8 protein-coding genes are annotated in these 9,629 nt (G+C 35.8%); all 8 read right to left on the bottom strand.

Annotation, left to right across the window (positions count from 1 at the left end):
- Nucleotides 1–655: 655 nt before the first annotated feature.
- Nucleotides 656–1,663, bottom strand: coding sequence for a Gfo/Idh/MocA family protein (locus D5R40_RS12270; RefSeq protein ID WP_124144359.1), 1,008 nt, complete (start codon nt 1,661–1,663; stop codon nt 656–658).
- A gap of 1,045 nt (nt 1,664–2,708) precedes the next feature.
- On the bottom strand, nt 2,709–4,196 hold the full coding sequence (locus tag D5R40_RS12265) for a SulP family inorganic anion transporter (protein WP_124144358.1): 1,488 nt from the start codon (nt 4,194–4,196) through the stop codon (nt 2,709–2,711).
- A gap of 363 nt (nt 4,197–4,559) precedes the next feature.
- Nucleotides 4,560–4,703, bottom strand: coding sequence for a hypothetical protein (locus D5R40_RS35120; protein WP_161564447.1), 144 nt, complete (start codon nt 4,701–4,703; stop codon nt 4,560–4,562).
- A 153-nt stretch (nt 4,704–4,856) separates the two neighbouring features.
- Nucleotides 4,857–5,192 (bottom strand): CU044_2847 family protein, encoded by a 336-nt coding sequence (locus D5R40_RS12260; protein WP_124144357.1) that lies wholly within the window; start codon nt 5,190–5,192, stop codon nt 4,857–4,859.
- A 355-nt stretch (nt 5,193–5,547) separates the two neighbouring features.
- Nucleotides 5,548–5,988, bottom strand: coding sequence for a Fe-S cluster assembly sulfur transfer protein SufU (gene sufU / locus D5R40_RS12255; RefSeq protein ID WP_124144356.1), 441 nt, complete (start codon nt 5,986–5,988; stop codon nt 5,548–5,550).
- 312 nt (nt 5,989–6,300) lie between these two features.
- Nucleotides 6,301–6,936 (bottom strand): nucleotidyltransferase family protein, encoded by a 636-nt coding sequence (locus tag D5R40_RS12250; protein WP_240038882.1) that lies wholly within the window; start codon nt 6,934–6,936, stop codon nt 6,301–6,303.
- Nucleotides 6,937–7,027: 91 nt separating this feature from the next.
- On the bottom strand, nt 7,028–8,170 hold the full coding sequence (locus D5R40_RS12245) for an XdhC family protein (RefSeq protein ID WP_124144354.1): 1,143 nt from the start codon (nt 8,168–8,170) through the stop codon (nt 7,028–7,030).
- A 414-nt stretch (nt 8,171–8,584) separates the two neighbouring features.
- Complete coding sequence (locus D5R40_RS12240; protein ID WP_124154707.1) at nt 8,585–9,016, bottom strand: hypothetical protein; 432 nt, start codon at nt 9,014–9,016, stop codon at nt 8,585–8,587.
- Nucleotides 9,017–9,629: the final 613 nt, after the last annotated feature.

The following is a 9,629-nucleotide window of genomic DNA, read 5'->3' as shown; positions in this document are numbered from 1 at the left end:
ACTTTGTTGACGGGGACTTAGAAACCCCGTCCGTCTACACGGCGGGGTAGTTCATGATATTCAAACTGAAATGCAATTAAATTCTTAGAGTTAATTAAACATTGCAGAAAGAGGGTAGGAGTCAGGAATCAGGAGTTAGGAGTTAGGAGTCAGGAGTCAGGAGTCAGGAAAAATGGGAATTACAGAGGATGTAGTTGGAATAATTGTCCCTTAATTTTTCTGTCCAACTCTTGCACAAAATGCGCTCCATGCATGAGCTTTATTGACCGAAAAGCTGGCACTTTTTTCAACTTAAGAAGGCTGAAACTTTTATATGTCAATGCTTTGATAGTTAATTAGCAGAGCAATAATTCATACCAAATTGATAAATGTTTGCTACAAATATCTAGGGTATTTCTTAGGAGTCAGGAGTCAGGAGTCGTATCGGAATGTCTTTAATACCATTTTTTAGGGCGTAAACTATCTTTTTAGTCAAAGGAGCATTTCCTATAAAGTTTTTTTATCGCTCTTACTATTCGTAACATTCTTTTTTCACGCTTGGTATAACATAGGCGCAATGACATCTTTGATAATTAGTACCTCAGTAGCGTATAAATTATTCTGATGTTTACTTATCCCCTGCTCCCCTGCTCAAAAAAAATGTAGCAAACATTTATTAAACTGGTATTACTTTTCCTCCTTGCTCAAGAGAATCATTTAAAGCACATAAGATTCCTACTAATTCAGCACCCACCCAACCAGAAGAAATTTGTGAAGCAGTATTCTGACGAATACAATTTAAAAATTCATTGCATACTTGACCTAAAGGTTCAGCTTTGGCGATCGCTAAAACTTCCCGACTGACACCTACTGCTTTCCAGCGATTATTTTGTTCTTCTAAATGACCATGCTGAATAACTAAAGGTGTATCTGCAGACATTTCATCAAAAATCAATGTTCCTTGAGTACCTACTACTCCTAAACGACGTTGTTTATCAGGATTTAGCCAACATAAATGTAAAAAAGCTTGAAAGCCACTTGGATAGGTCAGTTTAGCCATCACTAAATCTGATTGTGGGGGTTGTTGAGGTAGCCAAACCGTGCCATTTGCTTGTACTTCCACAGGTCTTTGATCGAGCCAACTGTTCAAAATACAGATATCGTGAATTGCTAAATCCCAGAGAGCATCTACATCTGGGCGTACAGGTTCAATATGAGTGCGTGTAGCGTACCCATAGCGTAATTCTCCTAATTTACCTTCTGCTACGATAGTTTGACCACTTTGGACAACTGGATTAAATAAATAAGTATGATCGATAAAAAGTTGACGTTGTTGTTGTTCAGCTAATTTGCATAATTCCACTGACTCTGAATATTCAAGAGTCAAAGGCTTTTCCGAAAGAACATGATAACCTTTTTTCAGAGCAGCACTAATAATTTCGTAGTGGGTAGAAGCAGGAGTAGCGATCGCCACTGCCTCTATTCCTGGTAACTCTAAAGCTTTTGTCCAATCTTCTAATAATACGATATCTTTGTCCAATTGCAAGCGCTTTTGAACTGCTTGTAACTGTTCTAGGTTAGGGTCTACTATAGCGATAACACGAGAGTGAGGATGATTGCAGAAGTTACGAATTAAGTGAGTTCCCCAACGACCTGCACCAAATATAGCAATTCCTATTTCCATTAGTTTTGATGTAAAAATATAGCTGATTTAATCGGAGTTTCTCCACCCTATCATATTCAGGCTAATATGGCAATTATAGCGCTAGGGAATAGGGAATAGGGAATAGGGAATAGTAAACTGTTAAAGTGTTTTCGGTACTCAAATGCTCCGCTAACAGGGTTTAGAAATGTCAAACACCTTAATGCGTAGCGCTATAGTATTCAATTAACAGGTTATTATTATCTCCGCTCGGGTAGTACTCTTATGTGGTAGGTCGTAGATGTAAATTCACGAGCGAAGACTGGAAACGGAGCATAAATTTGGAATATTTATTCAACATTTAGAGGAGAACATTTTGATTAGACATCTCCTCCAAAAGAGGGAGTAAGGAGCAGGAGCAAATAATTGATATATTTAGTGCGGTTATTGATTTTATTTTGTATTTTTGGAGATGTCTATGACACTTAACCATCCGGACATGATATTTCTTCTTCCTTCTTATACCAATTTGATAAATGTTTGCTACAAATAGCTAGGGTATTTCTTCAACAATTAATAATGAATAATGAATAATGAATAATTACCTCTCCTTGAAAAGAAGAGGATTGACAAAGAGATGAAAATTTTTCTTTATTACCCCCTTAAAAGGGGAGGCTTTAAACCACAATTTTTCGGTAAGAATTTCCGTTTGTCATGCTCCGCAAACAGCAATTATGCAATTCAGGAGTCGTATGGGAATAGATTTAATACCAGTTTTTAGGTCATAAATTCTCTTTTTTGTCAAAGAGACATTTCCTAAAAAATCTTTTTATTGCACTTATTATTCGTAACATTCTTTTTTAAAATTGGTATTATACCAATTACCAAAAGTCATGCTATACTTAGGCGACACTTCAATTATTAAATAATTAATACAGACCGAATAATCTTTTTGATAATTATCAGTCACCCCATGAGTAATTATTCTGATGTTTACTACTCCCCCACTCCCCCACTCCCTAACTCCCCTACTCCCCCACTCCCTTACTCCCTTACTCCTCTACTCCCTACCCCCTACTCCTTAAATCTAATGAATAACCCGTCCCTCTTTAAAAATAGTTTGTTTACTAGAATGAGTAGTCAAACGGTCTAATAAAGTTGCACTCGCCTCATTCAAACCAATTAAATGTACTTTAATACCTCGTCTCCGAAAACGTAGTACAGCTTTATCTACTGCATCTACAGCAGATTGATCCCATAAATGAGCATGAGTTAGGTCAATAGTTACAGACTCAAGATGTTCGCGGAAATCAAAGGTGTTGAGAAAATTTTCCACAGAAACAAAAAATACTTGACCATTAACGCTGTAAATACGTTCAACACCATTTTCTTTTAAATAAGAGTCAACGAAAATCAGCGCAGCAATTTTACGACTGAAGAAAATTGCACTCAACGCCACCCCAACAACAACTCCAATAGCTAAGTTATGAGTCAAAACTGTCATAAACACAGTTGTCATCATCACTGCTGTTTCACTCTTGGGTACTCGACGAAGATTGCGAATAGAATCCCAATGGAAGGTACTGATAGAGACCATAATCATCACTGCAACCAAAGTCGCCATTGGAATACGCGCCACCCAATCATTTAGCAGAATAATACAAACAAATAGAAAAATGCCTGCACTTAAAGACGAGAGTCGCGTCCTTCCACCAGACCCAATATTAATCATAGACTGACCGATCATCGCACATCCAGCCATTCCACCAAAACATCCGGCGACAATATTAGCAATTCCTTGTCCTACTGCTTCCTGATTTTTATCACTAGAAGTATCGGTGAGGTCATCAATAACATTAGCTGTTAAGAATGATTCTAGTAACCCCACTAAAGAAAGTGCCAAAGCATAAGGAAGTATAATATCAAGGGTTTCAAAGTTTAGCGGTACTATTGGTAGAGCAAAACTAGGTAGAGCATCGGGCAATGTTCCCATGTCTCCTACAGTGGGTATGTCTAATCCCGTAGTTAGTGCGAATCCAGTGATGACAACAATAGCAACTAAAGGAGAAGGTATTGCTTTAGTGATGCGAGGCAACCCGTAAATAATACCTAATCCTGCTGCTACCATTATATAAACCCAGATAGAAGCATCTTCAAACTGAGTTAGTTGAGCATCAAAAATTAATATTGCCAGAGCATTGACAAATCCTAACATTACCGCTCTAGGAACAAATCTCATTTGATTTCCTAACTTAATCCATCCTAGAAAAATTTGCAGGATACCTGTGAGAATAGTGGTTGCGAATAGATAATTTAAACCATAATCTTTAACTAAGCTTGTCATCAGCAACGCCATAGCTCCGGTTGCTGCGGAAATCATTCCCGGTCGCCCACCTAAAAAAGCTGTCACAATAGCAATACAAAATGAGGCATACAACCCTACTTTCGGATCGACACCAGCAATAATAGAGAAACCAATGGCTTCAGGAATTAAAGCTAAGGCGACTACAGCGCCTGCTAATAAATCTTTTTGGACATTAGAAAACCAGGCTTGTTTTGTTAATATATCTTTCATTTTCTCCCAATTTTTAGCACAATAACAGTTAATATTTTTCCCTGGAAGTCATACCGTTTCACGGAATTCAAAAGTCAAAAGTCATGCATTATGATTTCATAGTTCAAAACTTTGATTCTTCAGTAATTTCAGCAAATTATTCGACATCTAAAGTTTGAAACTATTTGTAACATTCTTTTTTGAAATTGGTATCAAAGGCACATTTTGCTCCGCGAAGAGTCTGCAGTTAGGTGTGGTATGTTAACCTAATTCATCATATCCCTAAGTAAATTAGGTAAAGTAATCAAATTAGACAGATTTATGGGGAAATATTTGCTATTAATGACTTTTCTAATGTGGCAATGATTATTAACTTTCATCTTGTCATGGCGAGGGAGTATTATTTACTAATACATTCTCTTTTCCACCCACATTTTCAACAACATGGGCACAAGTTAGAAAATCAGTATAATTTTGCTCCCGATAAAAAGGAAACCCAGTACCAATAACATTTGCTTTATTTGTCAATAGTACTGGTAATTAAAACAATAGATTATTCTAAGTTACTCATTCTCTGATACCTAATCCTGCTATGATAGTAGAGTAACAATTGCAGAAAAATAAGTGTCTAAAGTAGCCAATCTAGCTCTTTATTGATTTAATTATTCTTAGCTTTTTAATCTACTTTTCAAGGCTGATTTTCTCTGATTTTTTCGGTTTCAGCACTAATTTCACTGTTAAATTTGTACCAGCTTTTCCTTTTGGAATATATAGATTACCTCCCCCTTCAAAGTTAAGATCAACTTCCACCTCAGCTTGTTCAATTTCCAAATCTTTATTAATTTCTTGCCAAGTCTCAGTAATTGGACGACTAATATTTATTAATATAGGTTTAACTTTAGCAAAACTAGATTTAACTTGTTTAATAACATTAGTAGAAATTGGTTTTGCTTCATTCTCTGGAACTTCTGCCTCAACCAAAATCCCATCTTCTAGTTTAATTAATCTGGTGGCCATATATGTTTATTACTGAATCTAATTGCTATTCTATTCAAGCACATTTCAGTGATTTTCAGAATAATAGACATCTCCTCCAAAAGAGGGAGCAGGGAGAAATAATTGATGTATCTATTGGGATGATTGATTTTATTTTTTATTATTGGAGATGTCTAATGTATAGATATAGAAAAACTAAACTTGGTTACTACTAATTATTATTGGTGTGTTGCAACAAACCCCACAGAATTAAATACTACTTGGGTTTAAATCCCCGACTTCTAGCTTGTTGTTTAATTTTAGGAGGGGTTTCTTATCCCCTTTCCGTACTGGACGCTCAAAGCTGACCGCTGATTGCTGAACTGCTAAATGCTTTTTAATTTGGTGATTCTAGTGCTGTTTTCAGGGTGTGCCAACTTAGTAAAACACATTTAATTCTGATGGGAAATTGGGAAACTCCTTGAAAGATATTTAGTTTTGGTAAATTATCGGAAAGACTAATTTCTCCTTTGAGCATTTGACGAAATTTTTCTGTAATTTCTAATGCTTCTTCTCTAGTTTTTCCTAACAATATTTCTGCCATTAAATCTGCGGAAGCAATAGTTAATACACAACCTTTCCCTTGAAATTTTATATCTTCTATAATTTGCTTTGTTTGACTAAATTTTATTGTTAGTTCAATCCGATCGCCACATAAGGGGTTATCTCCTATTTGATAGCGGTCTATAGGGTTTGTTTTTCCTCTGTTTTGTGGATATTTAGCCCGTTCAAGAATTGTTTGATGTTGGAGGTTACGAAGATGGTTTTGAGTATTCATAGGTGTTAGATGGTAGGTTTTAGGTGTGATATCAACCGTGAAAAAAGAATGCTTTTGTGAGGTGAAACTTTAATTATTAAGTAATTATACTAATTACCAAAAATAATGCTATATTTCATCAATACTTATGAGATTTGGTATTATAGCATAGCAGTCGCCACTATAGTCAGGACATCGGGTAATTATGATGATTTATGACGCGAGAAAGATATTCGCACTAATTGTCAAACATCAACCTAGCAGTTACAATAACACAGGTGCAATGATATTTTTGATTATTAGCCAGTAGCATATTAATTATTCTGATCTCCTCTACTCTCCTACTCCCCTACTCCCCCACTCCCTACTCCCTTCTGAGAGAATTTTTAATCTTTCATAATCAGTAAAAGTATCAATATCTATTTCTCCTCTATGAAAATTAACTATTGCTACTTGGCCAGCATACTTATTAATTATTTGTTTCGCACCTTTATCTGTGTTTAAGTTGAGCATTTCTGGAAAAAGGCTAGAACTAAATAAAGCCGGAACCCCTAAAACGCCAGCATATTTAGAAGCAACTATTGGATTTGATTTTAAATAATAAACATCAATTATTTTCTGGATTAAGTTAGTAGATAAAAAAGGCTGGTCGCAAACCATTATTATTACTGCTTCTATAATTTCTTGAGTAGTTTGCAAAGTATTAATACCAGCTCGGATTGAAGTATTCATGCCTTCCTGCCAATCATGATTTTCTACAATTTTTACTGGAAAATTACTAATTTCAGGAAGTATTAGATTGCCATAAGCACCAAGCACTACAATAATTGGTGAACAACCAGAATTTACAGCAATTTCAACAGTATTTAAAATCAAAGTATTTCCTTTGTAAATCAACAATTGTTTGGGTTGCCCCAAACGGGTTGATGCACCAGCAGCTAAAATTATAATTCCTATAGATTTATTCATTATCATTTTCTTTATGGGTTTAATACCCCACCGTCTACAGGGTGTTCAAAATTACTTGGGGGAGCGTAGACGCGGAGCGGCCCTTCGTTGACTATCCCCATGTAATTTTCCTCCTGTCTCCTGTCTCCTGTCTCCTGTCTCCTTCTTCAATTTGACTATGAATTGGTAGGTTACGATGACGTAAAAAACCTGCCGAACGATTAGAAATTACTGCTTGAATTTCTGCAATAATTGCTAAAGCAATTTCTTGTGGATTATCAGCACCAATATCTAGACCAACTGGAGCATATAAACGTTTTTTGTATTGCTCATCTATGGGAATTTCTCCTAATAATTTTTCGGTTCTTCTGCGGGGTCCGAGTATTCCTAAATAACGTAAGGGCAAAGGTAAAATATTTGTGATAATTGTCAAATCATAAAGATAGTTATGAGTCATTACAACTGCTACAGTTTTTTCATCTAAAATTACCGATTTTGGTAGTTTTTCATATTCGGAAATAACTATGGAATTTGCTTCTGGAAATCTAGCAGATATGGCATAAGCAGGACGACAGTCTAATACTGTGACATACCATCCTAATTGTTTAGCAAAAAATGTTACAGGTATTGCATCGTGACCAGCACCAAATATTACTAGAGATAGGGGTGGATGAATGACCTGAATAAAAGCTTCTATATTATTAATAGATATGTGAAATGACTTACCCGAACTCTGAGCTATTTTGGCATTATCTACTAATAGTTGAACTAGGGAATTATCAGTTATTTTAGTAGTAAAATCACCATCCGCAGATAACATCAAATGATATTGCTCGGTAGTTTGACTTCTAAATACTGTAACTAAAACTCCTGGTTGTCTATGCTGAAGACAGTCAGCAAAAAATGACATTAAGTCTACTCCCTTCTCACCGGATAGAGGTTCGATGAATATATCAACTATTCCCTGACAACCCATTCCCAAACCCCAGATAATATCTGCTTCAGAAGTTGTGTCGTAAGTAACAAGGCGATACTTACCGGAACTCATGACTTCTTGCCCTTGCTCCAAAACATCACCTTCGAGACAACCGCCACTGAGGGAACCGACCATTTCACCTTTAGCAGTCATCAACATTCGTGCCCCAGCTCGGCGATATGTGGAACCCGCAACTTTGACAATAGTAGCGAGGGCAAGGGTTTGACCAGCATTTTTGAGTTTGGCGTAAGTTGCAATAATGTCTTGTAATTCTTTCATATCATGTTAGGTAGCATCAGTATTGTAAGCGCGAAGGTAAGGAAGAAGGAAGAAGGAAGAGGGAAGAGGGAAGAGAAAAGAGGGAAGAAAACTATTGAGCAAGAAAAAAACCTAAATTTCCTGTAGATATCCACCCTTGGGTTTACACAAACGATACCAAAGGAAATGATATCATTTGGAAAAAGGGAACAGGGAGAAATTTATCAGAGAAAATATTTTTATTATGGCTAATTAATGAGACTTGATATTATTTGATATTTCTGATAAATTCCAGCAGACTCCAACTATATCAGTTGAGGGAAAAGTTGGGATAGATCATGGGATAGATCAAAAGCTTAAAACTCAGACAAAGTAAGATTTTTTCAACTTCCCTTCTTCCTTCTTCCTTATCCCTTCTTCCTTGCTGTTATTGTTTTAATTAACTCTGACTTCTGACTCCTGACTCCTGACTCCTGACTCCTTCAATAATGGTAGGTACTTAACTTTAGCCCACGCGGCAATAACATTACCTAACCATTTAGTTTTGTCATAAGATTGATAGGAAAGAAGATTATACTCTTGATTTGTAGTTTTGATTAATAAGCCCCATGATGAAAATCTATTGCCTTTAAAACCGCTAGTTTTAACTTGCTGTACATATTTGATTTTTGACCGTTTAATTTCTTGTATTTCATTTGTTAAAATACCTATGTTTTTGGTAAAAATTAAGCAATTAAATCTAAAGTCAAAACTTAATTTACCTAGAAAAAAATAGAAAATTATATAGACTTGATTAAATATTTTAGCGGCAAAAAAATACAAAACTAAAGGAATGAAAAAAAATAGAAAAGTTAAAATACTAATCACATAATCTTGAGTCAGTATAAATGAACTTATTAATAATGTAGCAATGAAAATACAAAATAGTATCCAGATAAAAAAGCAGATAACTGAGAATATAAGTAAGTATGTCATACCATTTGGACGGTAAACTAATAGGAGGTCGCTGTTAGGCGAATAAAAGATTCTGAACCCTTTCGGAGGTGGAATAATTGGTAACATGAAAACACCAAAGATAACAAAGGAAGTAAGTCAAAGGTAAAATTGGTTGATGATTTATGTATCATAATTTATTTTCTTTTAGTTTTTCAAGTGAAAATTATGGCAGGGAACAGAGAACAGTGAGAAAAACATTTCCCTGTCTTACGGTTCATCATTAACATCAGTCCTAAGCAACTCGTTCCTTTTTTTCAAGCTCTCTGTTACTCGGCAACCCTTGTGAAAAACCCCACTTTCTTCACTGTGTCAGGACTTACGCGCGAGGTACGAAAAAGTAGCCTTTGAGATTGCTTTCCGTTCCGGACTGCTCCGCAAACCCTGTCGGTCGCAATGAAGGAAATACTTTCTACTGCGTAATATCATGTCCGAATAATTAGGGCTTGCTGATTAAACATCAAAGCATTGACTGATATTGGTTTGC

Origin of the sequence: Okeania hirsuta, assembly GCF_003838195.1 — a bacterium.
Lineage (GTDB): Bacteria > Cyanobacteriota > Cyanobacteriia > Cyanobacteriales > Microcoleaceae > Okeania > Okeania hirsuta.
The sequence above is the reverse complement of the archived record's forward strand: the minus strand, read 5'-3'. Positions and strand labels throughout refer to the sequence as shown.

Excerpts from the sequence above, each read along its gene's own strand:
- sufU (WP_124144356.1), bottom strand. The coding sequence starts at position 5,988 with ATGAATACTCAAAACCATCTTCGTAACCTCCAACATCAAACAATTCTT.
- D5R40_RS12260 (WP_124144357.1), bottom strand. The coding sequence starts at position 5,192 with ATGGCCACCAGATTAATTAAACTAGAAGATGGGATTTTGGTTGAGGCA.
- D5R40_RS12250 (WP_240038882.1), bottom strand. The coding sequence starts at position 6,936 with ATGAATAAATCTATAGGAATTATAATTTTAGCTGCTGGTGCATCAACC.
- D5R40_RS12265 (WP_124144358.1), bottom strand. The coding sequence starts at position 4,196 with ATGAAAGATATATTAACAAAACAAGCCTGGTTTTCTAATGTCCAAAAA.
- D5R40_RS12270 (WP_124144359.1), bottom strand. The coding sequence starts at position 1,663 with ATGGAAATAGGAATTGCTATATTTGGTGCAGGTCGTTGGGGAACTCAC.
- D5R40_RS12245 (WP_124144354.1), bottom strand. The coding sequence starts at position 8,170 with ATGAAAGAATTACAAGACATTATTGCAACTTACGCCAAACTCAAAAAT.